Raw genomic sequence first — 25,951 nt, 5'->3', positions numbered from 1 at the left:
GCCCATGACCACCATGGATTACGCGGCGACGGTGATCGCCGAGTTGCCCGAGGTCACCGAGGGTGTTCGGTACGGCCATCCGGCGTGGTCGGTGGGCAAGAACGTGTTCGCATGGATTCGGCCGTTCAGCAAGGCCGATCTGAAGCGATTCGGCAGCCAGATCCCGCCCAGCGGGCCGATCCTCGCCGTCCGCACCGCTGATCTGAACGAAAAGGAAGCCATCCTCGCAGCCCACCCGCGGACGTGCTTCACCATCCCGCACTTCGACGGGTTCGCCGCCGTTCTGGTCGACATCGACAACACCGGCGACGACGAACTGCGAGAACTGATCGTCGACGGGTGGCTCGTCTACGCCCCGAGAACCGTGGCCGAGACGTTCCTGGCCGGCGACTGATGACATCGGCTTTCCGGTCACATCGGTTTGCTGGTCACATCGGTTTACGCAGCGCCGCCATGAACATTGCATCCGTGCCGTGTCGGTGCGGCCACAGTTGCACGGACGTACCGTCACCGAGCTGTGGCACGCCCGGCACCAGCTCACGGGTATCGAGCGGCTCGACGCCGTAGCGGCGGATCGCGTCGGCGACAACGGCCGTGGTTTCGGACAGATGCGGCGAGCAGGTCGAGTACAGCACCACTCCACCGGGGCGAACCAGCTCTATTGCCGCTGCCAGCAGTTCTTTCTGCAGCGTGACGAGGGCCGCCACGTCGGAAGGTTGTCGACGCCAGCGTGCCTCGGGCCTGCGGCGCAGGGCACCGAGTCCGGTGCACGGCGCATCGACGAGCACTCGGTCGTAGCCGCCGTCGAGTCCGGACGCTCGACCGTCGACGGTGTGCACCGTCACCGGGAGATCCTTCGTCGTCTTCGACACCAGATCGGCTCGGTGCGGGGTCGGTTCGACCGCGTCGACTATGGCACCGTCGATCTCGGCGATGGCACCGATCAGGGCAGCTTTACCGCCCGGTCCGGCGCACAGGTCCAGCCACCGGCCACCGTCCTCGCCGACGAGCGGCGCCAGAGTGAGCGCCCGGCCGACGAGTTGACTGCCTTCGTCCTGCACTCCGGCCAACCCGTCACGGACGGCGTCGATCTTGCCGGGATCACCGCCGTCGAGGTGCACGGCGTACGGCGAATAGGGCCCCTCTTCTCCCCCGGTGATCAGCGCCAGTTCTTCGGCGGAGATCTCACCGGGCCGGGCGACCAGATGCACCGAGGGGCGCGCGTCGTCGGCCTCGAGGACAGCGGCGAGTTCACCGGCGTCGGCACCGAGCGCATCGGCGAAGGCCTGCGCGATCCACTTGGGATGCGCGTACTCGAACGCGAGGTGACCGACGGGATCGACCCCCGCCTCGGGCGCAAGTTCGTCGACCCACTGCGCCGCCGTGCGTTCGGACACGCGCCGCAATACGGCGTTGACGAAACCTGCTTTGCCGGAACCGAATTCGGACCGAGCCAGGTCGACCGACGTGGCGACGGCGGCGTGAGGAGCCACCCGGGTACGCAGCAGTTGGTATGAGCCGAGCCGCAGAATGTCGAGTAGTGGTCCGTCGATCTCGGCGGCGGGCCGACCGGCGGCGTGGGCGATCACGGCGTCGAGCACACCACGCGCTCGGGACGCGCCGTACGCGAGTTCGGTGGCCAGTGCCGCGTCGCGTGAGTCGAGCTTGCGCTCTCGCAGCAAACCGGGCAGCACGAGGTTGGCGTAGGCATCCCGCTCGCGAACGGCCTTCAGCACGTCCCTGGCCGCGCGACGGGCCGGATCTATCGCGTCGACGGCACGAGGTCCCCCGCCCTGCGGGGGCCGGTTTCCCTTCGGACCACGCGCACCGGGCGACTTCTTGGTGGTCTTTCGGGCCGGACTCGACTCGCGCTTTCGAGGCCTGTCGGGTTCTGTCATCGCGCTACCGCCGTATCGTCCAGCCGAGCGCCGCGCGCCCAGTCGAGTGCCTTCATGAGCTTCTTGCCCTGCGGTTGAACTTCGCCGAGAACCACGGCCGTCGTACCTGTTCCGACGTGCACGCCGGACTTGCGCACCTCGATCGAACCTGGCGCGAGCGTGTCCTCGGAGTGCTGAACCGGTGAGATCTTGACGCGGAGTTCACCGATCGTCGTCCATGCGCCAGGTGCGGGGGTGACCGATCTGATGTGCCGATCGACGAATGCTGCGGATCGAGTCCAGTCGATACGGGCAGCGTCGACGCTGACCTTGCTCGCGTAGGAGATCCCGTCCTCGGGCTGCGGATGCGCCGATGCCGTCCCGTCCTCGATCGCGTCGAGGGTGGCAGCGAGTAGGTCTGCTCCGCTCGACGCCAGCCGGGTGAGCAGGTCACCTGTCGTGTCGGTTGCGCGTACCCGCTCGGTGACGACGCCGAGTACCGGGCCGGTGTCCATTCCCGCGTCGAGCAGGAAGGTGGAGGCACCGGTGATCTCGTCGCCTGCGGCGATGGCGGCCTGTACCGGCGCGGCACCTCGCCATGCGGGCAGCAACGAGAAGTGCAGATTGATCCAGCCGAAGCGAGGGATGTCCAGCACCGGCTGCGGCAGCAGTGCCCCGTAAGCGACCACCGGACACACGTCGGGTGCGAGTTCGGTGAGCTGTGAGACGAAATCCGGATCCGAGGGCTTCACGGGCGTGAACACAGGGATTTCGTGCTCGTCGGCCAGCTGCCCGACCGGTGACCGCATCGTCTTGCGACCTCTACCGGCAGCGGCGTCGGGCCGAGTCACCACCGCTATCACCTCGTGGCGTTCGGACTCGAGCAGTGCCCGCAGCGACGGGACCGCGGGCTCCGGTGTACCGGCAAAGACGACGCGCACTCGAGCAACTCCCTGGGATGGACGAAAGGATCTCGGGTGTCCATCCTAGGGAGTCGCGAGCACTGCGGACGATTCCGCACCTGCCGGTCACGGCGCGTCGGGGGCGTCGACCGTGTCGTCGGGATCTCGATCGGTCGAACCGTCCTCGGCGAGTATCCGATACAGCGACCTGCGGGCTTCGGTGAGAATCTCGGCGGCCTGCTCCACCTGTTTCGGTGTGCCCACTCCGGCGACCTGACCGGCTGCGCCCATCAACTGGCCGATGAGCGCCCGCAGATCCCGGGCGTCGACTCCGACGGACTCTGCCACGTCGTCCCACGGGCTGCCCAGTTCGGCACGATGGGCCTCGATATGCGTTCGACCCTCGTCGGTCAGTGCAGCGGTCTTGCGACCGGCCACCTTGTCGATGAGGACCAGGCCCTCGTCTTCGAGTTGCGACAGAGCCGGATAGATGGAGCCCGGGCTCGGCTTCCAGGTGCCGTTGCTCTTCTCGGCGATCTGCTGGATCAGTTCGTATCCGTGCATCGGACGTTCCTCGAGCAGCAGGAGGATTGCAGCGCGCACGTCCCCGCGACGCCCTCGCCCTCCCCGACCGCGACCTCGACCGAAATCTGCGTTCGGCCCGAAACCACCGGGACCGAAGCCGGGGCGCATGCCTTCCGGTCCCCGTCCGAACGGCCCACCGGCACCGTGCCTGCTCCGTTCACCGTGACCTCTCCTGCCGCGGCCGCGCTCTCGTGGACCGTGATCGTCCGACGGGCCGCGGTCCTCACTCTGCGCGACCCACATCTGGAACGGCGCGCCACGCATGTGTCGACGTGCTCCTGCGCGACGTCCGAATTCGTGTGCGAATCCTTCGAATGCGTAATTCATGTCCTGCTCCTTCGTATCGATTGACATGTCGACGATATATCGACAATAGATCTTCGGCAAGGTCCAGAGGCAACCTCCACGTATCCCGACTGCGAGGAACGCGCCCCGGACGGCTCACGCTCGCTAGGATGACGCGGTCGGTACGAGCTCTCGTCCAACGGACCGAAACAGCGGCCGGCTCTACCGCGCTCGCGCAACCGCGCTCGCGCACCAACGAGGGAGGCCGTGTGGCCGGATCGACGAGGCGACGCGTGACCGTCGTGCTCGGATGCGTCCTCGCCATCGTCCTGCTCGCCGGCTCCAACGTTCTCGGCCAACGAACCTCCGTACTGATCGACGACATCGCACAGCTCGCGGGAGGTATTACCGCGACGATCGTCTGCTGGCGGACGGCGTCGAGAAGAACGGACACCGAACGGCAGTGGCGCGTTCTGATGGCCGCCGGAATGGCCTGCTGGAGTGCAGGCATGGCGGTCTGGGCCTTCTATCGATCCGCTCTCGGCATGCCGCTGCCGACCGCGTCCGTCGCCGACGTCGGATTCTTTCTCTTCCCGATCTTCGCCGTGCCTGCCCTGCTGGCCTTCGTCGGCCCTTCGCCCTGGCGGGCTGCCTCGAGTGCACGCCATGTCTGGGTGATGTCGTTGCTCGACGGGGCCGTCGTCGTCGGGTCGCTCTTCGTTCTATCCTGGGCAACCGTGCTCGGCGCGGTCGTGCATTCGTCGGAATCCGAATCGATCGAGTTCCTGGTGGCGATCATGTACCCCATCACCGACCTGGTACTCGTGGCCATGATCGTGCTGCTCGCCGTGATCCCGAGGATCGCCGCGCGATATCGGACGCAGCTCACCCTGCTCGGCGCCGGAATCCTGATGATGGCGATATCCGACAGCATCTACGCGTATCTCGTCGCCACCGGTGCGGACTTCATGCCGGTTCTGACCGACGGCGGATTCATCGCAGGCACAGCGCTCATCGCCCTCGCGGCCGCTGCCCCGAGGACCGTGGACGACAACCCGGCACCGCATGACTCGTCGACACACGGCTCGTCGCTGTACGGATCGTCGCGGTACGGATCGCAGCCCACCGAGTCGGACTGCACCGAGGCCGTCACCGGCGCGAGAACGCAATTGCTGTTGCCGTACGCACTCATGGGTGCGATCGGGATCGTGTTGGCGATACTGCGTGTGCAGACCGGGGAGCTGGACTCGACCGTGGTGGTACTCGGGGTTGCAGTGGTGTTGCTCTCACTCGTTCGCCAGGTGATCACCCTGGTGCAGAACGACAATCTGCTGCGGAGCCTGACTCGGGCGCAGGCCGAGTTGACGTACCGCGCGCATCACGACGGGCTGACCGGATTGCTCAACCGGTCGTCGTTCGACGAGCACCTTCGAGCGGCGGTGCACGACGCCCGAGCGGGCGGGGGCCGCGCCGTCCTGCTCCTGATCGACCTCGACGACTTCAAGAGCGTCAACGACAGATTCGGACATGGTGGCGGTGACCGACTACTGGTCGAACTTGCACGCCGCCTCGACCGATGCGTCGTGGACGGAGTAGTGGCGCGCTTCGGCGGCGACGAGTTCACCGCCCTGGTGTACGCCGACCTCGATGCCGGTCGCGCGACGGCGGTCCGCATCGCCGAGACGATGCGGACCGCCCACGAGATCGACGGCCATTCGGTGTCGGTCGGCGTGTGCGTGGGCGTGGTGCAGATCGGTCAGCTCGACCGCACACCCCACGACACCACGACCGTGGCCGGCTCCGACACCGCCGACGAGGACGAGCTGATGCGGCTGGCCGATCGAGCGATGTACGAGGCCAAACGCGAGGGCAAGGCCGGCATCTACGCCTACGACACCGCGGGTGCACTCACCGCGGTGCCGAGCACCTCCGATCAGGCGACCCTGGGGACCAGGCCGAAAATGGTTGCAGGTGAACCGGATCCGGCTCGGTTGATCGGGCCGCCGACCAGAACGTAGGCACCCGTGGTAGGAATCGACTCCAGATTGGTCAGGTTCTCCAGGCTGATCCGACGCCGGTCGTAGAGCTTGACCGACACCGGATAGGTGTCGTCGTTGCCCAGATCGGGCCCGAAGGTGTCGGTGCCGAGGGCACCTCTTTCGGCTAGCCTGCCCGTGTCGATCAACCACTGTGCTGCCTCCGGAGAGAACCCGGGTTGGTGCGTCACACCGTCCGCGTCCGCGTTGGCGTACGCATCGGTCCCCCAGCGTGACGCCCATCCGGTCCACAGAACGACAGCCGCCCCTGGTGGAATGGCACCGTTGACTGCTTCCCAGTTCTGCAGGTCGGCCACGGTCACGGCGTAGTCGGCGTCGGCCGCCGCCCGATCACGAATGTCGATCTTCACCGCGGGCAGAAACAGATCCTCCGGATCGAGCTGGTCGGCGGTCAGGCCACCTTCCTGGAAGTGCGCGGGTGCGCCCCAGTGCGTGCCGGTGTGCTCGCCCTCCTTGACGTACTGGAGGTAGAAGCCGTCGTCTGCGACGGTGAACGCCGTCTCGAGCGAGAATTCGGGATCGCCGGGAAAGATCGGGGTGAGCGCCGGATCGTTGACGTGTGACAGGGACACGATCCGTAGCAGTCGGTCCAACGGAACGGTCGGTGTCGGTGGCTGCGCCGAGCCGGTACCGGGCAGGGCGTCGGCGGTGGCAGGTGCGGCCAGACGGGCACCGATCACCACTGCCAAACCTGTTGTCGCACGGCGAAAGAGCTGCCTTCTCTTCATGTCCCCGACCCACCTTTCATCGGCGCCCCGTGCGCCGCCCCGAGGCAACCCTAGGCCACGTCGAGCCGGGACGGCGGAATCAGCCGATTCGAATCGGGTCTATCTGGACCCGCACTCCGCCGCCGAGTTTCTTGGCACTGCGCGATGCCTGCGCGGTGGTCAGTGCGCGCGCCAACGCCGCCCCGGTGCTGCGCGGCACGCGTATCAACAACCGCTGCACATCACCGGGAAGTGCGTCCTCACCACCGCCCGCCGGTGCCCGTTGGCCGTCCGGCAGATCGACCGGACCGAGTATTTCCACCGACTCGGGCAGATCTGCGCTCTCCACCAGCGCGGAGATCGCATCGGTGGTTCCGTCGACGGCCGCAACGTGCACGGCGGGCGGGAACCGTACCTCCACTCGTTCGTCCAACTGACTTCTGGCGTGCCACAGCGGGTCCCAGCGAACCAGTGCCTGCACCGTGGGTATCTCGGACTCGGCGACGACGACCACTCGGCCGCCTGCCGTGCCCGGCCGAACCAAAGCGGCGGCGGTCATCCACCGGCGCAGTGTCTCCTCGGCCGCGCGCAGGTCTGCCCGGCCGAGCAGGGCCCAGCCGTCCAGCAAGAGGGCCGCACCGTATCCACCGTCGACCGTCGGCTCGGCACCGACGGTGGACACGACGAGACCGGCACCGGGTCGGACGGCGTCGAGCACGGCGGCGCCTCCCGAGTTGTGAACCGGTACACCGGGAAATGCCCGTCCGAGTTCTTCGGCGGTGCGGCCCGCGCCGATCACGACCGCACGCAGGTTGCGCGATCCGCATACCGTGCACCGATGCGCGGTGTCTGCGATTCCGCACCACGAGCACGTCGGACTCCCTGCTCCGTCGCTCCCCGGGGCCGACGGCAGCGCCAACGGACCGTTGCACCGGCGACACCGAGCCGGATGTCGACACTTCGCGCACGCCAGTGACGGCACATAGCCCCCGCGCGGAACCTGAACCAGCACAGGCGAATCGGCCTTCAGCGCGGCCCGCGCCGCCTCGAACGCGATCGCGGGCAACCGGGCGACACGGGCTGCCGGATCCCGCGCGAGCGCATGGTCCGAGTCGGCCAAGGCCACGACGTGGGGTTGACGCTCACGGACAAGCTCACGTGGAGCCACCAGGTCGTGTGCCCAACCGGAATCCACGAGAGCTTCCGCCTCCGCAGTCCGCGCATGTCCGCCGATGACCACCGCGGCTGCGGAGACGTGCGCTCGCAGCAACGCCACTTCTCGGGCATGCGGATACGGCGAACGGGGCTCGGCGAAACTGTCGTCACCGTCGTCCCAGATGGCGATCATGCCGAGAGTGGACACCGGAGCGAACACGGCGCTTCGTGTCCCCACCACGACGACCGGGCCCGATCGCAGACCACGCAACCATTGCCGATACCGCTTCGCCGGGCCCAAACCGGCCGACAGCGCCACCACCCGGTCGGCACCGAGCAGAGCCGTGCAGGCCGTCTCCAGACGATCGAGGTCTCGCTGATCGGGCACCACGACCACCGCGGACCGACCGCCGGCCACGGTCACGGCGGCGGCCTCCGCCAACCGCACCGGCCACAGCTCACCGGGCAACGCCTGCCATACCGCGCGCGGTATGCGTCCCGACGCCAACGCCTCGAGGAAGTTCGAGCCGTGGGTGTAGGCCGACCAGGCTGCCCGGTCGATGTCGGGCTCGGCCGGGGGCTCGACGGCGGGTGTCTGTTCCGCCTCGACTCGGGCGTGGCGAGCCGGGATCGCCAGCCGCAGCACGTCCGCCCTGGTCCCGGCGTATCGATCGGCCACCGCCACGGCCAGTTCAGCGATCTCCGGAGTCAGAACCTGCTCCGCGGACACCACCCGATCGAGCCAGCCGAGCTTGCCGGAATGCTCGGTCTCGGCCAGTCTGGCCAGCACGAAACCGTCGACCAGCCGGCCCGCGAACCGCACCCGAACTCGGACACCCGGCTGAGCATCATTGCTCACCTCTTCGGGCACGAGGTAGTCGAACTCGCGGTCGAGATGCGGCAGCGGCAACATCGGAAGAATGCGCGCGATCGGGAGATCCGACGCCGCCACCCGCGCTACGCCCGCCACCGCACCTCCTCCTCGATTCTCACCCCACACTCGATGTCGGAGCACCGAGTCGGTGCGAGCAGGGTACGTGCAGAACGGTCGAAACCGAACTCAGAGTCCGGCAGCCTCCCGGAGCTTGCCGGCGCGGTCGGTGGACTCCCACGGAAGATCGATGTCGGTGCGGCCGAAGTGACCGTACGCCGCGGTGGGCGCGTAGATCGGTCGCAGCAGGTCCAGATCACGAATGATGGCACCGGGACGCAGGTCGAACACCTCGCTGATCGCCGCCTGAATGCGCGCGGGATCGGTCTTCTCGGTGCCGAACGTCTCGACGAACAACCCGACCGGTGCCGCCTTGCCGATGGCGTACGCCACCTGGACCTCGATGCGATCGGCGAGACCGGCAGCAACAGCGTTCTTCGCGACCCAGCGCATCGCGTACGCAGCACTGCGGTCCACCTTGGACGGGTCCTTGCCGGAGAACGCACCGCCACCGTGCCGTGCCATGCCGCCATAGGTGTCGACGATGATCTTGCGGCCGGTCAGTCCGGCGTCGCCCATCGGTCCACCGAGGACGAACTTTCCGGTGGGATTGACCAACAGACGCACGTTGGACGTGTCCAGTGTCGGCACGTCCAACTCGGCGAGCACCGAGCCCAGCACCTTCTCACGAATGTCGGGAGTGAGCAGGTTGTCGAGATCGATGTCGGCTGCGTGCTGAGTCGAGATCACGACGGTGTCGAGACGAACGGCATTGTCACCGTCGTACTCGATCGTCACCTGCGTCTTGCCGTCCGGACGCAGGTACGGCAGCACTCCGCTCTTGCGGACCTCGGTCAGTCGCCGAGAGAGCCGGTGCGCCAACGCGATCGGCAGCGGCATCAGCTCGGGAGTGTCGGTGTTGGCGTAGCCGAACATCAACCCCTGATCCCCCGCGCCCTGACGGTCGATCTCGTCGTCGGACAGTCCCTCGACTCGGGCCTCGTGCGAGTGATCGACGCCCTGAGCGATCTCGGGAGACTGCGCGCCGATCGCGACGTTGACACCGCACGAATTTCCGTCGAACCCCTTGGCCGACGAGTCGTACCCGATCTCGAGCACCTTCTCGCGCACGATCTTGGGGATGTCGGCGTATGCGGTGGTGTTGACCTCACCCGCGACATGCACCTGGCCGGTCGTGACCAGAGTCTCCACGGCCACACGGGCACGCGGATCCTCCGTCAGCAGAGCATCGAGAATGGAATCGCTGATGGCGTCACAGATCTTGTCGGGGTGACCCTCTGTGACGGACTCGCTGGTGAAAAGCCGACTACCGGACTTGCTCACGGACTTCCTCTCGACGCATGTTCCTGCCCGACCCGACGCCTCGCGCCGGTCGGGCACTCCACGAAAATTGACGTTCCTTCGGTGTTATCGCCCCTGCCGGAGCCGCGCAAACCTCTACGGCACTACACGTGGTGCCCAGCACGGTAGCCGGTACGACATCGATCGTGCACTCTCAGCATCGTCACGAATTCGACTTCGGTCGAGCACTCCGCGCATCGAGCATCTGCGCCACAGAATCCAGCACGCGGCTCGCGAGGAGTGCTTTCGAGCCCTCGCCGAGCGCCGCTTCGGAACCGTCGGAACCGAGCAGCCAGCCGTCGTTGTGGTCGACCTCGAACGCCTTGCCGTCCCCGACGGCGTTGACCACGAGCAGGTCGCAGCCCTTGCGTTCGAGCTTGGCCCGCGCGTACGTCAGCACGTCTCCGTTCGCGTCCCCGGTCTCGGCGGCGAATCCGACGATGACCGTCGACGGTTCGAGTTCACCGTCGCGGCGAGCGGACACGAGGCCGGCGAGTATGTCGTCGTTGCGGACCAGCGGGATCGACGACGGTTCGTCGGCCCCCTTCTTGATCTTGCTGCCCGCGATGGATTCGGGGCGGAAGTCGGCGACCGCGGCCGCCATCACCACGGCGTCGACACCGACGGCAAGTTTGCGAACGGCTTCCTGCATGTCCGACGCCGTCTTGACGTGCACCACGTCGACCGCGGCCGGGGCGTCGAGGTCGCTGGTGTACCCGGCGACCAACGTCACCTGGGCTCCTCGTTGCGCTGCCACTCGCGCAAGCGCATATCCCTGCTTGCCCGAGCTTCGGTTGCCCAGAAAACGAACCGGATCGAGAGGCTCGCGAGTGCCCCCGGCAGAGACAAGAACACGACGTCCTTCGAGATCCCGAGGGAGCGCATCCCCTCGCTCGGTCACCAGCATGGAGAGCGCGAAGATCTCGTCCGGCTCCGGTAGCCGACCCGACCCGGTGTCTCGCCCGGTCAGACGCCCCGATGCCGGTTCGATCACGTGTGTACCGCGAGAACGAAGGGTCGCGACGTTGGCGACCGTCGCGGGGTGCTCCCACATCTCGGTGTGCATCGCCGGGGCCAGGACCACCGGGCACCGCGCCGTGAGCAGGGTGGCCGTCAGAAGATCGTCCGCACGTCCCCCGGCGATGCGGGCCATGAGGTCCGCGGTGGCGGGCGCGACGACGACGAGGTCTGCCTCCTGACCCAGTCGCACATGCGGGACTTCCGGCACGTCCGCGAAGACGCCGGTGTGCACCGGTTGGCCGGACAACGCCTCGAATGTCGCGCGCCCGACGAACTCCAGGGCGGATGCGGTCGGGATCACCCGGACCTGGTGCCCGCTCTCGGTGAAACTGCGGATGAGCGAACAACTCTTGTAGGCGGCGATACCTCCGCCGACTCCGACGACAACGTGCAAGTCAGATGTCCTCTGTGAGGTTCTTATTCGCCTTCGGTGTGCTCGAGCAGGTCCGCGTGGATCTCGCGGAGAGCGATCGACAGCGGCTTCTCCTGCAGACCCGGCTCGACCAACGGTCCCACGTACTCGAGGATGCCGTCACCGAGCTGGTTGTAGTAGTCGTTGATCTGGCGGGCACGCTTGGCTGCGTAGATCACGAGGGCGTACTTGGACGAGGTGCGGGCGAGCAGCTCGTCGATGGGCGGATTGGTGATGCCGAGCGGCGTGTCGTAGGCCGGCAGAGCGCTGCGTCCGTCGAAGTCGGAAACGGCCGCTGAAATGCTGCTCACTGATGATCTCCTGAAATTGCATCGTTGGTGCTACGAACTAGCTGGTCGGGGCCTCGTGCGCCGTGAAAATGGTCAGCTGTTGCCGACCGACGACCTACCGACCAACAAGGATACCAACTGTTCGCACGAATGGTCGACATCGGTATTGACAACCACCGTGTCGAACTCGTCCTGTGCGGCCAATTCCACCCGTGCGGTCTCCAATCTCCGCTCGGTGGCCGCGCTCTCCTCGGTCGCGCGCCCGACCAGACGAGAGACGAGGTCGTCCCACGTCGGTGGAGCCATGAACACCAGCATCGCCTCGGGCTTGGACACCCGCACGGCACGGGCACCGGCCAGATCGAGCTCGAGCAACACCGGGCTACCCGCCTCCAGCGCGGCCTCCACCGGTGCGGCCGGAGTCCCCGACCGCTGCAGACCACCGTGAATGCTCGCCCACTCGAGCAACTCGTCGTCGGCGATCATCCGATCGAACTCATCGGCCGACACGAAGTGGTAATCCTGACCGTCCACCTCACCGGGCCGCGGTGCTCGCGTCGTGACCGACACGCTGAACACCAGCTCGGGCAGCGCAGCACGCACGAGCCGAACGACACTGGACTTGCCGACGCCGGAGGGGCCGGACAACACCACCAACCGGCCGCGCTCGATCTCCGGGACCGAAGTCGCCGCAGTGTCACTCACCGTCGTCAGGCCTCGAAATCGAACTTCGTCAACAGCGCCTTGCGCTGCCGATCTCCGAGACCGCGCAGTCGACGGGTGGGCGCGATCTCCAATTCCGTCATCAGCTCCGCGGCCTTGACCTTGCCCACCTTCGGCAGGGCCTCGAGCAACGCGGAGACCTTCATCTTTCCGAGAATCTCGTCCGTCTCGGCATCTGTGAGCACCTGCTTGAGGTCGGTGCCGCCGCGCTTGAGGCGCTCCTTGAGCTCGGCGCGCGCTTTCCTGGCGATCGCTGCCTTCTCGAGGGCAGCGGCACGCTGCTCGGGCGTCAACTGGGGAAGGGCCACTGTCGGTTCCTCCGTCTTCTCGTTCTGGGCGATACGACGTGCACGATCGCTGTCGGCACGTCGACCATCGATGTTCCACTGCCACGGACCACGTTCATCGGCGCTCCGCACCGGCGATCCGCACTGTTCGTCGGCAGCGCTAGCGACCGTACCGACGACTGCCGCTCACCGCTAACCCGCCCCCGAATGCCGGAGCGCGGCAGCGTCGACTATGCGAGACCGGCTTCGATCTCGTCGCGCAACCGCGTCGCCGCGTCGCGCAATGCCGTCACCGACGGGCCTGCCGCCAGGACACCCCGAGAGGAGTTGGGAAGCAACAGCTCACGCGAATCGCGGAAGATCTCCGCGAGATCTGCAACCGTTGCTCCCTGCGCTCCCAGACCCGGCGCGAGGATTGGTCCGGTGTAGTTCGACAGGTCGAGACCGTGATCACGAGTGGCACCGACGACCAAGCCCACCGTGTCGGCGTCGACGCGGTTGCGCTTCCCCGCCGCGTCGACGATCGACTGAGCCACCGTCTCGCCGTCCGAGGTCGCCGCCTGCTGCAGGGCCGAGCCCTCCGCATTCGAGGTCCGAGCCAGCACGAACAGACCGCGCCGGTGTCGCACCGCTCGATCGACGGTCTCCCCCAGTGAATCGAAGCCCAGGTACGGCGACACCGTCACAGCATCCGAGGACAACGGAGAATCGGGTTCCAGCCAGGCCTGCGCGTACGCATCCATCGTGGTTCCGATGTCGCCGCGCTTCGCATCGGAGATCACCATGGTGCCCGCATCCCGAAGCACACCGACAGTGCGTTCGAGCACCGCATACCCGGCAGATCCGTACGCCTCGAAGAACGCCACCTGAGGCTTGACGATGGCCACCTCGCCGACGAACGCCTCGACGCACAGCTCGGCGAACACCTCGAGACCGTCCGCCGAGCGAGGCAGGTCCCACGCCTCGAGCAGCGCCGGGTGCGGATCGATTCCGACACACAGTCGACCACGGGCCGCAACCGCGGCGCGCAACCGATCCGACCAGGTGTGATGGCTCACTCCACTCCCAGCCCCTGCTTCAGACCGGCGTGCAGGTCTTGCAACGAGCGAACACCGATTCCTCCGGCGATGCCGGCTTCGATGCCCTGCACTGCTGCCGACGCACCCTGCACCGTGGTGATGCACGGAATGTTCTGCGCAACTGCCGCGCTACGGATCTCGTACCCGTCGACGCGGGGGCCGGAGTTGCCGTACGGGGTGTTGATCACCATGGCGATATCACCGGCGAGAATCCGGTCGACGACGGTCCGCTCCCCTGCGGGCACGTCCTCACCGGACTGCTTGTAGACCTGCTCGCATTTGATTCCGTTGCGCCGCAACACATCTGCGGTTCCTTCTGTCGCAAGGATCGTGAAGCCCAGATCCGCCAGTCGCTTCACCGGGAAGATCAGTGATCGCTTGTCCTTGTTGGCCACCGATACGAACACCGCGCCACCCGCAGGCAACGAGCCGTACGCCGCAGTCTGACTCTTGGCGAAAGCGGTACCGAAATCGAAGTCGATTCCCATCACCTCGCCGGTGGACTTCATCTCCGGGCTCAGCAAGGTGTCCACTCCGGTCCCGTCCGCGCGGCGGAACCGGTTGAACGGCAACACCGCTTCCTTGACGGCGATCGGGGACCCGGCCGGGACGGTGCCACCGTCCCCGGTCTCGGGCAGGATTCCCGCGGTCCGGAGTTCGGCGATGCTCTCCCCGAGCATGACGCGGGCGCAGGCCTTCGCGAGCTGCACTGCCGTCGCCTTGGACACGAACGGAACCGTACGGCTCGCGCGAGGATTGGCTTCGAGGACGTACAGGATGTCGTCCTTGAGTGCGTACTGCACGTTGAGCAGACCGCGTACGCCGATGCCCTTCGCGAGCGCCTCGGTGGACCGTCGGACGTTCTCGATGTCGGTCTTGCCCAGCGTGATCGGCGGCAACGCACAGGCCGAGTCGCCGGAGTGGATACCGGCCTCCTCGATGTGTTCCATGATGCCGCCGATGTAGACCTCGGTGCCGTCGCACAGTGCGTCGACGTCGATTTCGACTGCGTCTTCGAGGAACCGGTCGACCAGCACCGGACGGTCGTCCGAGATCTCCGTCGCGTTGGAGATGTACGTGGCCAGCGACGCCTCGTCGTACACGATCTCCATGCCGCGTCCGCCGAGCACGTAGGACGGGCGCACCAGCACCGGGTAACCGATTCCGGCGGCGATCTCACGGGCTCCGTCGAACGTCGTTGCGGTGCCGTACTTCGCTGCCGGCAATCCGGCTGCGTCGAGCACCTTGCCGAACTCGCCCCGGTCCTCGGCGAGATCGATGGCCTCGGGCGACGTTCCGACGATCGGGACACCCGCGGCCTTCAGTCGCTTGGCCAGTCCGAGCGGGGTCTGCCCGCCGAGCTGGACGATGACGCCTCGCACCGTGCCCGACGCGGCCTCGGCCCGGTACACCTCGAGGACGTCCTCGAAGGTCAGTGGCTCGAAGTACAGGCGGTCGGCGGTGTCGTAGTCGGTGGAGACGGTTTCGGGGTTGCAGTTGACCATCACCGTCTCGTACCCGGCCTCGGACAGTGTTTGCGCCGCGTGCACACAGCTGTAGTCGAATTCGATGCCCTGACCGATGCGGTTGGGACCCGAGCCCAGGATGAGCACCTTGGGGCGGTCCGGCTGCGGGGCCACCTCGGATTCGGCGTCGGGGTCGAGTTCGTAGGTGCCGTAGTGGTACGGCGTCTTGGCCTCGAACTCTGCGGCGCAGGTGTCGACCGTCTTGTAGACCGGATGCACACCGAGCTCGGTACGCAGCGCACGCACACCGTCCTCACCGCCGAGTTCGGGACGCAGAGCGGCGATCTGTCGGTCGGACAGTCCGTGGTACTTCGCCTGACGCAGCAGCGCCTCGTCGAATTCGGCCGCCTCGCGGACCTGGACGCCGAGTTCGTGGATCTGCTGGAACTGATCGAGGAACCAGGGGTCGATCTTGGTGGCCTCGAAGAGCTGCTCGACGGTGGCGCCCATCGCGAAGGCCTTCTCGATCCCGTACATCCGACCGTCCTGAGGAACGGACAGGTCCGCCAGCAGCGCATCGAGGCTCTCTGCCTCGACCTCGGGGCCGGTCCAGTACCCCGCGCGCTTGGTTTCGAGCGAGCGCATCACCTTGCCGAATGCCTCGGTGAAGTTGCGGCCGATGGACATCGCCTCACCGACGGACTTCATCGTCGTGGTCAGCGTGCCGTCGGCACCGGGGAACTTCTCGAACGCGAACCGCGGTGCCTTGACGACCACGTAGTCCAGGGTCGGCTCGAAGCAGGCCGGGGTCTCGCGGGTGATGTCGTTGACGATCTCGTCGAGGGTGTAGCCGATGGCCAGCTTGGCGGCCATCTTCGCGATCGGGTAACCGGTTGCCTTCGACGCCAGTGCCGACGAGCGCGACACGCGGGGGTTCATCTCGATGACGACGAGGCGGCCGTCCGCCGGATCCATCGCGAACTGGATGTTGCAGCCACCGGTGTCGACGCCCACCTCACGCAGGATGTCGATGGAGAGGTCACGCATCTTCTGGTATTCGCGGTCGGTCAGCGTCATGGCCGGGGCGACGGTCACCGAGTCGCCGGTGTGCACGCCAACTGGGTCCACGTTCTCGATGGAGCACACGATGACCACGTTGTCGCGGCCGTCGCGCATGAGCTCGAGCTCGTATTCCTTCCAGCCGAGGATGGACTCCTCGATGAGGACGTTCGCCGTGGGCGAGGCGGCCAGCCCGCCGCCGGCGATCCGGGTCAGATCCTCGTCGTTGTATGCCAGTCCCGAACCCAGACCACCCATCGTGAACGACGGCCGGACGACAACCGGGAAGCCGAGCTCGGCAACGGTCGCACGGACCTCGTCCATCGTGTAGCAGACGGCCGACTTGGCGGATTCGCCACCGACCTTGGCCACGATGTCCTTGAACTTCTGGCGATCCTCGCCGCGCTGGATGGCGTCGAAGTCGGCACCGATCAGCTCGACGCCGTACTTGGTGAGAATGCCCTGATCGTGCAGTGCGACAGCGGCATTGAGTGCCGTCTGTCCACCCAGGGTGGCGAGCACGGCCTGGATGGGGTGGCCCTGCTCGGCCTCGCGGGCGAAGATCTTCTCGATGAACTCCGCGGTGATCGGCTCGACGTAGGTGGCGTCGGCGAACTCGGGGTCGGTCATGATCGTCGCGGGGTTGGAGTTGACGAGGCTGACGCGCAGTCCCTCCTCGCGCAGCACTCGGCACGCCTGGGTGCCGGAGTAGTCGAACTCACAGGCCTGACCGATGACGATCGGGCCGGATCCGATGACCAGGACGTGGTTCAGGTCTGTGCGGCGTGGCATTACTTCTTCTCCTGAAGGACGCTGGTGAAACGGTCGAAGAGGTAGGCGGCGTCGTGTGGACCGGCCGCGGCCTCGGGGTGGTACTGCACGGAGAAGGCGCTTCCACTGATCAGTTCGACGCCTTCGACGGTGCCGTCGTTGGCGCAGGTGTGGCTGATGCGGGCGCGGCCGAAGTCGGTGTCGAACTCCTCGCCCGCTTCGCCCTCGAGTGCGAATCCGTGGTTCTGCGCGGTGATCGCGATGCGTCCGGTGGTGTGCTCGATGACCGGGATGTTCATGCCGCGGTGGCCGAACTTCATCTTGTAGGTGCCACGGCCCAGTGCCCGCCCGAAGATCTGATTTCCGAAGCAGATACCGAACAGCGGCAGCTCACGTTCGAGTACCTGCCTGGTCAACGCGACGCTGGTGTCCGCCGTGGCCGGGTCGCCTGGTCCGTTGGAGAGGAAGACACCGTCCGGGTTCAGTTCCAGAACCTGCTCGATGGTGGTGTTCGACGGCACCACGTGCACTCGGATACCGCGCTCGGCGAACATCCGCGGAGTGTTGGTCTTGATACCGAGATCGACTGCGACGACGGTGAACCGAGCATCACCGGACGGCTCGATGGTGTAGCCGGCTCCGGTGGTCACTTCACCGGCGAGGTCGGCACCGAGCATGGACGGCTGACCGACCACCTGCTCGAGCATCTCCTCCGAGGTGCCGAGCGCGTCGCCGGAGAACACTCCCGCCCGCATCGAGCCGCGGGTGCGCAGGTGCCGTACCAGGGCGCGTGTGTCGATTCCGGCGATGCCCACCACGTTCTGGGCCTCGAGCTGATCCTGCAGAGTTCCGGTCGAGCGCCAACTCGAGGTGCGGCGCGCCGGATCTCGAACGACGTATCCGGCGACCCAGATCTTGTTGGGATCCTGCGCGCTGGCGGCTTCACCGTCCTCCTGGTTCCAGCCGGTGTTGCCGATCTGCGGCGCGGTCGCGACGACGATCTGTCGGTGATAGCTCGGGTCGGTCAGGGTCTCCTGGTACCCGGTCATTCCGGTACAGAACACGGCCTCGCCGAGGGTGCGCCCCTGTGCGCCGAATGTGGTGCCGCGGAATGTCCGGCCGTCCTCCAGAACAAGAACTGCGCTGCTCACGCGGTTTCCTCCTTGGTTTCTCCGGTGGAACTCGCTGTCCACACCGGGTAGATCTGCTTGTCGTCGGCCCGGAAGCCGGTGTCTATCTCGGTCCCCGTCGGGAGCTCCCAACGAATGACCAGAAGCCCGTCCTTGGTCATGACCTTGCCCGCCAACCCGCGCTCGGTGCGGATCGCACGAATCGATTCCGCTGGAATCCAGATGGGAGATTCACCGTCTCGATCGAGCAGAATGCCCTTCTCGTACCGCGACAGTTCGCCGGTGGCGCGATGGCCGATGTCGCCGACGGCGATGCGGTCCTGCCAGCTCGGCGCGATGGTGCTGCCGACGTACAGGCCGGTGGCCGGCTCGATGTGAGTGGCACCCAGATTTTCGGGCACGGCCGGGAATTCACCGATTCGCTCTTCCTGACGCTTCTGCCGTCCTCGCCAACCCCAGAAGATCAGGGCGATCATCAGCGCCCAGAACAGGACGAATCCGATGACGATGAGAACTCTGTCCACGGCTCTACTCTCCCGCTCTGTTCGCCACGACTCCGTCGCGGACGGTGATTCGTCCGCGCAACACCGTCGTGGTCACCTTCGAGGAGAAGGTCATGTCCTCGAACGGCGTGTTGTGTGCGACGCTGGCCAGCTTCGCGCCCGAGACCGTCCAGCTCGAATTCGCATCCACCAGCGTCAGATTGGCGATCTCACCGACCTCGATGGGTCGACCCTGATCGGCCAGTCCGACGATTGCGGCAGGACGCTCGCTCATCACCCGCGCCACGCCGCGCCAATCGAGCAGGCCCGGGGTCACCATCGTGTCGACGACGATCGACAGTGCGGTTTCGAGCCCGAGCATCCCGGGACGGGCGATCGAGAACTCACAGCACTTGTCCTGTTCGGCATGCGGCGCGTGATCGGTTGCCACACAATCGATCACACCGTCGGCCAGGCCTCTGCGCAGGGCGTCGACGTCAGACTTCTCGCGCAGCGGCGGGTTCACCTTGTTGATCGCGTCGTACGTCTCGAGCCGTGAGTCGTCCAGCAGCAGGTGATGCGGGGTGACCTCGGCAGTGATCGAAATGCCCTGTCCGCGTGCCCATTTCATCAGCTCGACGGTGCCCGCGGTGGACGCGTGGCAGATGTGCACCCGCGCACCCGCATCACGGGCCAGCAGGGCATCCCGTGCCACGATCGATTCCTCGGCCGCACGCGGCCAACCGGCCAGTCCGAGCCGCGCCGCAGTGGACCCCTCGTGGGCGACGGCACCGACGGTGAGCCTGGGCTCCTCGGCGTGCTGAGCGATGAGGACACCGAGCGAACTCGAGTACTCCAACGCCCGACGCATGATCAGTGGATCGTCGACGCAGTGGCCGTCGTCCGAGAACATCTTGACCCGGCCGATTCCCGCTGCCATCGTGGCCATCTCGGCGAGCTGCTTGCCCTTCAAACCGACCGTGATCGCACCGACCGGGTGGACGTCGACGAGGCCGACTTCCTGTCCCCGACGCCAGACGTGATCGGTGACCACCACCGAGTCGGCAACCGGATCGGTATTCGCCATCGCGAACACCGCGGTGTAGCCGCCCAGAGCAGCTGCTGCCGAACCGGATTCGATCGTTTCGGTGTCCTCGCGGCCGGGCTCGCGCAGGTGCGTGTGCATGTCGACGAATCCGGGCAGCAGAATCTGGCCGCGGGCATCGACCACCTCGGCTCCGTCGGCGTCGAGGTCCGCACCGATTCCGGCGATCTCTTCGCCGGTGATCAGAACATCGGTCTCGGGACCCTCGCCGTACAGCAGCACGCCTTGGAGCAGGACGGAGGTCGCAGGTGCGTTCACGATGCACCCCCGTCCGAACCGACCAGCAATCGGAACAGCACCGCCATCCGCACGTGAACTCCATTCGTAACCTGTTGCAGAACTGCAGTTTTCGGAGAATCGGCCACGGAGGACGCGATCTCCATACCGCGAAGCATCGGACCCGGGTGCAGGACGACGGCGTGCTCGGGCAGCAGGTCGAGACGGCGCTGCGAGAGCCCGTACGTGATCGAGTACTCACGAGCGGAGGGGAAGAACCCGCCGTTCATTCGCTCGGCCTGCACTCTGAGCATCAGCACCGCGTCCAGACCGGGCAGTTCGGCGTCGATATCGTGCGAGACCCGCACCGGCCAGCCGGTCACTCCGACGGGCAGCAGCGTCGGTGGCGCGATCAGCACCACTTCGGCACCGAGCGTGGCCAGCAGGATCGCATTCGAGCGCGCCACCCGGCTGTGCAGGATGTCGCCGACGATCGCCACCCGACGGCCGGCGATGTCCCCGAGTCGTTGACGAACCGTCAAGGCGTCGAGCAGGGCCTGGGTGGGGTGTTCGTGGGTACCGTCGCCTGCGTTGATCACCGTCGGGCCGCCACCAGGAGTGGAGCCTGCGGAACGACCATCGAGGCCAGGAGTGGAGCCTGCGGAACGACCATCGAGGCCAGTTCCCTGAACGGCGGTCCATTGTGCGATCTGGTGTGCAGCACCCGATGCCGGGTGTCGGACGATGAGGGCGTCGGCTCCGGCGGCGCGCAACGTCATCGCGGTGTCGCGGAGCGACTCGCCCTTCGACACCGACGAGCTGCTGGCGCTGACGTTGATGACATCGGCGCTCATCCACTTGCCTGCGACCTCGAACGACACGCGGGTGCGCGTCGAGTTCTCGAAGAACACCGTCATGATGGTGCGCCCGCGCAGTGTCGGTAGTTTCTTGACCTCGCGACCGAGAAGCGCCTGCTCGAACCGTTCGGCTTCGTCGAGTATCTCGGTGGCCGATTCGGCCGTCAGGTCGGCGACCGAGAGCAAGTGCTTCATCGAGCGGATCCTCCCTCGGACAGGCTGACGCCGTCACGGCCGTCGTGTTCGGAGAGCAGCACCGACACGTCCTCGGTGCGCGCTGTGGGGACGTTCTTGCCGACGTAGTCCGCACGAAGCGGAAGTTCGCGATGGCCGCGGTCGATGAGGACCGCCAGCTGCACCGCACGGGGGCGACCGAGGTCACGCAGTGCGTCGAGCGCGGACCGTACGGTTCGCCCGGAGAACAGTACGTCGTCGACGAGTACGACCAGTGCGTCGTCGACGCCGCCTGTGGGCACCGAGGTGCGCTCGAGTGGTCGGTGCGGCTTGTTCCGCAGATCGTCGCGGTAGAGAGTGATGTCGAGGGACCCGAGCGGAGGCCGCACGCCCGAAAATGCCTCGATACGTTCTGCGAGTCGTTCCGCCAGCGTGGTCCCACGCGTGGGGATGCCCAGTAGCACCACGCGCGGCGAGTCCGCGGCGTCGAGGGCCGTCTTCTCGATGATCTGATGGGCCATGCGGGAGATGGTGCGTCCCACATCGGCCGAGGACAGCAATTCGCGAACGGCGGGGTTCGCGGACGAGCTTTCGGGCGCAGGCAAACTACGACCTCCTTCTCCGCCTCTCTGGACGGATCGTTAAAGGATGTCTGACAACAACTGCGTAGAGCCTAGCAACGCTCTGCGAACCGAGACCAGCAGGCTCGCAGAGCGTTCGGTCACACGTGCGTCGACCGTGCGCTCACTGCTCGGCGTCGACCGACGCTTCACCGGACGCATCGGACTGCGTACGACTCGAGACGGCCGCGGCCGCGGCGCGTACCTGCGGCGCGACCAGGACGATCTGACCCAGCACGCCGTTGACGAAGCCGGGCGAATCGTCGGTGGACAGCTGTTTGGCCAGCTCGACGGCTTCGTCGACGGCGACGACCGGTGGGACGTCGGTGGCGTGGAACAACTCCCACACCGCAACGCGCAGGATGGCCCTGTCCACTGCAGGCAGACGAGTGAGCGTCCAGTCCTTGAGGTGATCGGCGATCACGCCGTCGAGGCGATCGAGATTCTCGGCTACGCCCTCGACCAAGGTCGAGGTGTATTCACTGACGGGAGCAATCGTGTCGTCGCCGCGTGCGAGTTCGATGCGCTCGGTGGTCAGGTTCACCGGGTCGACGTTGCGCGCCTCCGCCTCGAACAGAAAGTCCACCGCCCGCTTGCGGGCCTTGTGACGTGCACCCAGCTTCTTCGCACCGGGGGCACCGTTCTGCGAGGCGGAGGATGTCGACTTCTTCGATGACACGTTAGGAGTTCACACGCCCGAGGTAGTTTCCGTCACGTGAGTCGACCTTGAGCTTGTCGCCGGTGTTGATGAACAGCGGCACCGAGATCTCGGCTCCGGTCTCGAGGGTCGCCGGCTTGGTGCCGCCGGTGGAGCGATCGCCCTGCAGGCCGGGATCGGTGTGCTTGACCTCGAGCTCGACGGTGACGGGGAGCTCGACGTACAGCGGAACGCCCTCGTGCATGGCGACCTGAACGCGCAGGTTCTCGAGCAGGAAGCGTGCGCCGTCACCGACGGTGGCCTCACCGATCGAGAGCTGGTCGTATGTGTCGGCGTCCATGAACACGTAGTCGCTACCGTCGTGGTAGAGGTACGTCATGTCGCGGCGGTCGACCGTTGCGGTCTCGACCTTCACACCGGCGTTGAACGTCTTGTCGACGACCTTGCCCGAAAGCACGTTCTTGAGCTTGGTCCGCACGAATGCGGGTCCCTTACCGGGCTTGACGTGCTGGAATTCGATGATCGACCACAGCTGGTTCTCCAGGTTGAGAACCAGTCCGTTCTTGAAATCGCTGGTGGAAGCCACTTGCTTCGCGTCTCCTCAATCGTTTGTGCGCGTGACGCGCCGTCGGTCACGTGCGGGATTCGCTCCCGCCCGTGCGCTAGACGGACGTGAGTTCCTTGCTTGTCAGGGTGAGCAGTTCCGGACCCCCGTCGCGAACGACGAGTGTGTCCTCGATCCGAACGCCGCCGCGACCGGAGAAGTAGACACCCGGCTCGACGGTGACCGCTGCACCGCTCAGCAGTGTACCGGTGCTCGTCTTCGCGATTCCCGGCGCTTCGTGGATTTCCAGGCCGACGCCATGGCCGAGCCCGTGGAGGAAGTACTCCCCGTACCCTGCGTCCTCGATCACCGAGCGTGACGCGGCGTCGACCGAGGCGGTGGTCACTCCCGGTGCCAGGGCTTCGCGACCGGCAGTCTGCGACCGCTGCACCAGCTCGTACAGATCGCGCTGCCACTGCGCGGGAGTGCCGATGACGAAGGTTCGAGTCATGTCCGAGTGGTAGCCGCCGACGAGTGCACCGAAGTCGAGCTTGACGAAGTCGCCGTCGGCCAACACCGCATCGGTGGGCCGGTGGTGCGGGACCGCCGAGTTGGCACCCGCCGCAACGATGGTCTCGAACGAGATGGCATCGGCACCGTGGTCGAGCATCGCCGATTCCAGCTCGCGGGCGACCTCACGTTCGGTGCGGCCCGCCCGGATACCGCCCCCACCGATCAATCGAGCCAGGGCCTCGTCGGCGGCGCGGCAGGCGTCCCGGAGCAACCCCACCTCGAACTCGTCCTTGACCATGCGCAACGACTCCACGACACCCGGTGCACGCACCAACTCCGCAGCACCGTCGAGCTCGGACCACGCGCGATGGGCGTCGACGGTCACCACATGACTCTCGAAACCGATCCGGCCGCCGCTACCCGACACGCCCGATCGAAGCAGGTGTATCGCCGACGCCCGGTCGATCTCGGCCCGAAGATCCGGCACCTGCTCGGCCACCTGGGTGACGTACCGACCGTCGGTGCAGATCACCGTCCGATCCTCGTCACCGGCCGAATCGGCCACCGAGACCAGTAGCGCGGCGTTGGACCCGGTGAATCCAGTCAGATATCGCACGTTGAGAAGATCGGTGATCAGCATCGAATCGAGTCCGTCGGCGGCCAACAGTTCTCGTAGGGCACCACGACGGGCACCGAAATCGGCAGGCATGAGCCCGACATTACCGGTCGCCCCACAGGCTCCCCCTCCCTCGACCGGCTCGTCGAACTTGTGGGCCCCGACACACAAACTTCGACGTGCGGATATGCTGTGCCGCATGACTGGGTGGGCAGTGCGTGGCATAAGTATGGGATTGGTCAACGTCGTCGTTCGACTGCTGCTGGGGGCAGCAGTGTCGATGTGGCCGCTGAGCGGATCGGCACTGCGCTGGGTGGCATACGCCCTCGTGCTGCTCGTCATCATCGTGTGGGCCGGCATCGATGGAATCCGCGACCGGCGCAAGCATCCCGACCCCGAGGACGGCGAGGACCTCACCATGGTCTGGCTCAAAGCCGCTGTGGTCGGTGGACTCCTCGGTGGTCTCCTGAGCTGGATCGTCGACTTCTTCGTCGATTTCAGCCTGGGTCAGAACGGTCTGGTCTTCGAGCTCACGTCCGGAGCCGCGTTCACGATTCTCACCATCTTCATCGGCGCCAGCGTCGCGGTGTTCGTGGGACGACAGATCGTCAACCGCGAGGCCAAGAAGAAGTTGGCCACCTCGGACGCCGAACGCGCGCACGACCGCCAGCTGGTCAACGCCGGCCAGGAGAACCGTTCGGGTCAGGCAGAGGCGACGCGGACCGAACCCACGCGGACCGACACGCAGTGGGCTCCCGAGCACGGCGACGCCGACACCGAGGTGTTCTCGGCAGTGGACGCGGACGGCAAGCCGCGGCTCGACAAGCGCGGCCGCCACGGCAGCGCCGACGGTTCCTGACTCCCCTACATCGACCTACGGGCGGTGATCGACGCTGTACGCGTCGATCACCGCCCGTTGTCGTCAGGCCCCGAGACTGGCCGACGGCGTCACAACATGATGGCCGACCCACCTGCGGCCGGGGCCTCGCGGCCGACCGCGGAGAATGCAGCGACGAGCAGTGCCGGATCCGGACCTTCGAGCCGTCCGGGCTTGGCCAAACCGTCCAGAACCACGAACCGCAGCAGCCCGGCCCGGTTCTTCTTGTCCGTCTGCATGCCCTTGAGCAGATCCGAGAACGCATGCTCGTCGTAGGTGACCGGCAAGCCGACCGATTCGAGAATCGAACGGTGGCGGTCGGCAGTGGCGTCGTCCAGGCGCCCGGCCAGGCGTCCCAGCTCGGCCGCGAACACCAGACCGACCGACACCGCGGCACCGTGACGCCACCGGTACTGCTCCCGCCGCTCGATGGCGTGCGCAAGCGTGTGCCCGTAGTTGAGAATCTCGCGCAGGTTCGACTCACGCAGATCTGCCGCCACGACCTTCGCCTTGACCTCGACCGAGCGCCGAATCAGCTCCGGGAGCACCTCGCCGGTCGGATCCAGCGCCGCGGCAGGATCGGCTTCGATGATGTCCAGAATCTTCGGATCGGCGATGAATCCGGTCTTGATCACCTCGGCCAGGCCCGAGACGATCTCGTTCTTCGGCACGGTCTCCAGGGTCGCCAGATCGATCAACACGGCAGCCGGTTCGTGGAAGGAGCCGACGAGGTTCTTGCCGGCATCGGTATTGATGCCGGTCTTGCCGCCCACGGCCGCGTCGACCATGGCCAGCAGCGTCGTCGGGACGTGGACGATACGAACTCCGCGCATCCAGGTCGCGGCCACGAATCCGGCCAGGTCCGTCGCCGCGCCGCCGCCCAGACTGACGATGGCGTCGCTGCGAGTGAGACCGATTCGGCCGAGAACCTCCCAGCAGAACCCGGCCACGGCCAGATCCTTGCCGTCCTCGGCGTCCGGAATCTCGATGCGATGAGCGTCGATTCCCTTGTCCGCCAGAGCCGCTCGCACTGCTTCCGCGGTCTCTGCCAGCGGAGGCTGGTGGAAGATCGCCACGGTGGCCGTTCCGGCGAGCTGGTCGACGAGATCCGTCAACAGACCTCGGCCGATGATCACCGGGTACGGGTTGGCAGTCTCGACCTGGACGCGCACTGGCTCTGTCATCGAATCA

At 66.5% G+C, this 25,951-nt stretch carries 24 protein-coding genes; 3 read left to right on the top strand and 21 right to left on the bottom strand.

Annotation, left to right across the window (positions count from 1 at the left end; translation table 11 throughout):
• Positions 1-4: 4 nt before the first annotated feature.
• A complete protein-coding gene (locus R4P47_RS09890) occupies positions 5-394 on the top strand; it encodes an MmcQ/YjbR family DNA-binding protein (RefSeq protein WP_269594159.1) in 390 nt (129 codons plus the stop codon).
• A gap of 34 nt (positions 395-428) precedes the next feature.
• On the opposite strand, the gene R4P47_RS09885 is transcribed toward R4P47_RS09890, so the two are convergent.
• The 3 genes from R4P47_RS09885 to R4P47_RS09875 all read right to left on the bottom strand — a co-directional run bounded on the left by R4P47_RS09885 (position 429) and on the right by R4P47_RS09875 (position 3,628).
• Positions 429-1,898: an RsmB/NOP family class I SAM-dependent RNA methyltransferase gene (locus R4P47_RS09885; protein ID WP_317784678.1), complete on the bottom strand. Its 1,470-nt coding sequence runs from the start codon at positions 1,896-1,898 to the stop codon at positions 429-431.
• Positions 1,895-2,818 (bottom strand): methionyl-tRNA formyltransferase, encoded by a 924-nt coding sequence (gene fmt, locus R4P47_RS09880; RefSeq protein ID WP_317784677.1) that lies wholly within the window; start codon positions 2,816-2,818, stop codon positions 1,895-1,897. Before fmt ends, R4P47_RS09885 begins: the two co-directional genes overlap by 4 nt.
• Before the next feature lie 87 nt (positions 2,819-2,905).
• The gene (locus tag R4P47_RS09875; protein ID WP_317784739.1) at positions 2,906-3,628 is read right to left on the bottom strand and encodes a PadR family transcriptional regulator; all 723 of its coding nucleotides are present in this window, start codon (positions 3,626-3,628) and stop codon (positions 2,906-2,908) included.
• 191 nt (positions 3,629-3,819) lie between these two features.
• Here R4P47_RS09875 and R4P47_RS09870 point away from each other — a divergent pair, with 191 nt between their 5' ends.
• On the top strand, positions 3,820-5,667 hold the full coding sequence (locus R4P47_RS09870) for a diguanylate cyclase domain-containing protein (RefSeq protein WP_317784676.1): 1,848 nt from the start codon (positions 3,820-3,822) through the stop codon (positions 5,665-5,667).
• Here the strand turns inward: R4P47_RS09870 and R4P47_RS09865 are convergent.
• The 17 genes from R4P47_RS09865 to R4P47_RS09785 all read right to left on the bottom strand — a co-directional run bounded on the left by R4P47_RS09865 (position 5,583) and on the right by R4P47_RS09785 (position 23,976).
• Entirely contained in the window at positions 5,583-6,434 is an 852-nt protein-coding gene (locus R4P47_RS09865; RefSeq protein ID WP_317784675.1) for a cyclase family protein, read from the bottom strand. The genes R4P47_RS09870 and R4P47_RS09865 overlap by 85 nt on opposite strands.
• A gap of 79 nt (positions 6,435-6,513) precedes the next feature.
• Entirely contained in the window at positions 6,514-8,481 is a 1,968-nt protein-coding gene (locus R4P47_RS09860; protein ID WP_317784738.1) for a primosomal protein N', read from the bottom strand.
• A 147-nt stretch (positions 8,482-8,628) separates the two neighbouring features.
• Positions 8,629-9,843, bottom strand: a complete 1,215-nt coding sequence (gene metK / locus R4P47_RS09855) for a methionine adenosyltransferase (RefSeq protein ID WP_037189390.1) — start codon at positions 9,841-9,843, stop codon at positions 8,629-8,631.
• A gap of 181 nt (positions 9,844-10,024) precedes the next feature.
• A complete protein-coding gene (coaBC, locus tag R4P47_RS09850) occupies positions 10,025-11,275 on the bottom strand; it encodes a bifunctional phosphopantothenoylcysteine decarboxylase/phosphopantothenate--cysteine ligase CoaBC (protein ID WP_317784674.1) in 1,251 nt (416 codons plus the stop codon).
• A gap of 23 nt (positions 11,276-11,298) precedes the next feature.
• The gene (gene rpoZ / locus R4P47_RS09845) at positions 11,299-11,604 is read right to left on the bottom strand and encodes a DNA-directed RNA polymerase subunit omega (RefSeq protein WP_032377808.1); all 306 of its coding nucleotides are present in this window, start codon (positions 11,602-11,604) and stop codon (positions 11,299-11,301) included.
• A 72-nt stretch (positions 11,605-11,676) separates the two neighbouring features.
• Positions 11,677-12,288, bottom strand: a complete 612-nt coding sequence (gene gmk, locus R4P47_RS09840; RefSeq protein ID WP_094641892.1) for a guanylate kinase — start codon at positions 12,286-12,288, stop codon at positions 11,677-11,679.
• A gap of 5 nt (positions 12,289-12,293) precedes the next feature.
• Positions 12,294-12,614: an integration host factor, actinobacterial type gene (gene mihF / locus R4P47_RS09835; RefSeq protein WP_008716579.1), complete on the bottom strand. Its 321-nt coding sequence runs from the start codon at positions 12,612-12,614 to the stop codon at positions 12,294-12,296.
• Positions 12,615-12,823: 209 nt separating this feature from the next.
• Positions 12,824-13,651, bottom strand: a complete 828-nt coding sequence (pyrF, locus tag R4P47_RS09830) for an orotidine-5'-phosphate decarboxylase (protein WP_188078620.1) — start codon at positions 13,649-13,651, stop codon at positions 12,824-12,826.
• On the bottom strand, positions 13,648-16,989 hold the full coding sequence (carB, locus tag R4P47_RS09825) for a carbamoyl-phosphate synthase large subunit (RefSeq protein WP_317784673.1): 3,342 nt from the start codon (positions 16,987-16,989) through the stop codon (positions 13,648-13,650). The genes pyrF and carB overlap by 4 nt, the downstream gene beginning before the upstream one ends.
• Positions 16,989-18,119: a glutamine-hydrolyzing carbamoyl-phosphate synthase small subunit gene (gene carA / locus R4P47_RS09820; RefSeq protein ID WP_149405843.1), complete on the bottom strand. Its 1,131-nt coding sequence runs from the start codon at positions 18,117-18,119 to the stop codon at positions 16,989-16,991. Before carA ends, carB begins: the two co-directional genes overlap by 1 nt.
• The gene (locus tag R4P47_RS09815) at positions 18,116-18,622 is read right to left on the bottom strand and encodes a transporter (protein ID WP_317547268.1); all 507 of its coding nucleotides are present in this window, start codon (positions 18,620-18,622) and stop codon (positions 18,116-18,118) included. The genes carA and R4P47_RS09815 overlap by 4 nt, the downstream gene beginning before the upstream one ends.
• Positions 18,623-18,626: 4 nt before the next feature.
• Complete coding sequence (locus R4P47_RS09810) at positions 18,627-19,943, bottom strand: dihydroorotase (protein WP_317784672.1); 1,317 nt, start codon at positions 19,941-19,943, stop codon at positions 18,627-18,629.
• Positions 19,940-20,953 carry an aspartate carbamoyltransferase catalytic subunit gene (locus R4P47_RS09805; RefSeq protein ID WP_317784671.1) on the bottom strand — a complete coding sequence of 338 codons (1,014 nt, stop codon included), beginning with the start codon at positions 20,951-20,953 and terminating at the stop codon, positions 19,940-19,942. Before R4P47_RS09805 ends, R4P47_RS09810 begins: the two co-directional genes overlap by 4 nt.
• Positions 20,950-21,537: a bifunctional pyr operon transcriptional regulator/uracil phosphoribosyltransferase PyrR gene (gene pyrR / locus R4P47_RS09800; protein ID WP_094641904.1), complete on the bottom strand. Its 588-nt coding sequence runs from the start codon at positions 21,535-21,537 to the stop codon at positions 20,950-20,952. The genes R4P47_RS09805 and pyrR overlap by 4 nt, the downstream gene beginning before the upstream one ends.
• A 139-nt stretch (positions 21,538-21,676) precedes the next feature.
• Positions 21,677-22,231, bottom strand: a complete 555-nt coding sequence (nusB, locus tag R4P47_RS09795) for a transcription antitermination factor NusB (RefSeq protein WP_149405846.1) — start codon at positions 22,229-22,231, stop codon at positions 21,677-21,679.
• 1 nt (position 22,232) lies between these two features.
• Entirely contained in the window at positions 22,233-22,796 is a 564-nt protein-coding gene (gene efp / locus R4P47_RS09790) for an elongation factor P (protein ID WP_027496978.1), read from the bottom strand.
• Between the two features lie 76 nt (positions 22,797-22,872).
• Positions 22,873-23,976: a Xaa-Pro peptidase family protein gene (locus R4P47_RS09785; RefSeq protein WP_317547266.1), complete on the bottom strand. Its 1,104-nt coding sequence runs from the start codon at positions 23,974-23,976 to the stop codon at positions 22,873-22,875.
• Between the two features lie 106 nt (positions 23,977-24,082).
• Here R4P47_RS09785 and R4P47_RS09780 point away from each other — a divergent pair, with 106 nt between their 5' ends.
• Positions 24,083-24,742 (top strand): B-4DMT family transporter, encoded by a 660-nt coding sequence (locus tag R4P47_RS09780; RefSeq protein ID WP_317547265.1) that lies wholly within the window; start codon positions 24,083-24,085, stop codon positions 24,740-24,742.
• A gap of 89 nt (positions 24,743-24,831) precedes the next feature.
• Here the strand turns inward: R4P47_RS09780 and aroB are convergent, their stop codons facing one another.
• A complete protein-coding gene (gene aroB, locus R4P47_RS09775; RefSeq protein WP_317784670.1) occupies positions 24,832-25,944 on the bottom strand; it encodes a 3-dehydroquinate synthase in 1,113 nt (370 codons plus the stop codon).
• Positions 25,945-25,951: the final 7 nt, after the last annotated feature.

The organism is Rhodococcus sp. IEGM 1370 (genome assembly GCF_033142325.1).
Taxonomy (GTDB): Bacteria; Actinomycetota; Actinomycetes; order Mycobacteriales; family Mycobacteriaceae; genus Rhodococcoides.
Note: the sequence above shows the minus strand (reverse complement) of the source record. Positions and strands in the feature narration are given on the sequence as shown.

What these genes read in the sequence shown, in the direction of transcription:
- R4P47_RS09780 (WP_317547265.1), top strand. Translation starts at nt 24,083, where the DNA reads ATGACTGGGTGGGCAGTGCGTGGCATAAGTATGGGATTGGTCAACGTC.
- aroB (WP_317784670.1), bottom strand. Translation starts at nt 25,944, where the DNA reads ATGACAGAGCCAGTGCGCGTCCAGGTCGAGACTGCCAACCCGTACCCG.
- R4P47_RS09870 (WP_317784676.1), top strand. Translation starts at nt 3,820, where the DNA reads ATGACGCGGTCGGTACGAGCTCTCGTCCAACGGACCGAAACAGCGGCC.
- R4P47_RS09865 (WP_317784675.1), bottom strand. Translation starts at nt 6,434, where the DNA reads ATGAAGAGAAGGCAGCTCTTTCGCCGTGCGACAACAGGTTTGGCAGTG.
- R4P47_RS09805 (WP_317784671.1), bottom strand. Translation starts at nt 20,953, where the DNA reads ATGAAGCACTTGCTCTCGGTCGCCGACCTGACGGCCGAATCGGCCACC.
- R4P47_RS09890 (WP_269594159.1), top strand. Translation starts at nt 5, where the DNA reads ATGACCACCATGGATTACGCGGCGACGGTGATCGCCGAGTTGCCCGAG.
- R4P47_RS09785 (WP_317547266.1), bottom strand. Translation starts at nt 23,976, where the DNA reads ATGCCTGCCGATTTCGGTGCCCGTCGTGGTGCCCTACGAGAACTGTTG.
- carB (WP_317784673.1), bottom strand. Translation starts at nt 16,989, where the DNA reads ATGCCACGCCGCACAGACCTGAACCACGTCCTGGTCATCGGATCCGGC.
- R4P47_RS09885 (WP_317784678.1), bottom strand. Translation starts at nt 1,898, where the DNA reads ATGACAGAACCCGACAGGCCTCGAAAGCGCGAGTCGAGTCCGGCCCGA.
- R4P47_RS09860 (WP_317784738.1), bottom strand. Translation starts at nt 8,481, where the DNA reads ATGTTGCCGCTGCCGCATCTCGACCGCGAGTTCGACTACCTCGTGCCC.
- R4P47_RS09875 (WP_317784739.1), bottom strand. Translation starts at nt 3,628, where the DNA reads ATGCGTGGCGCGCCGTTCCAGATGTGGGTCGCGCAGAGTGAGGACCGC.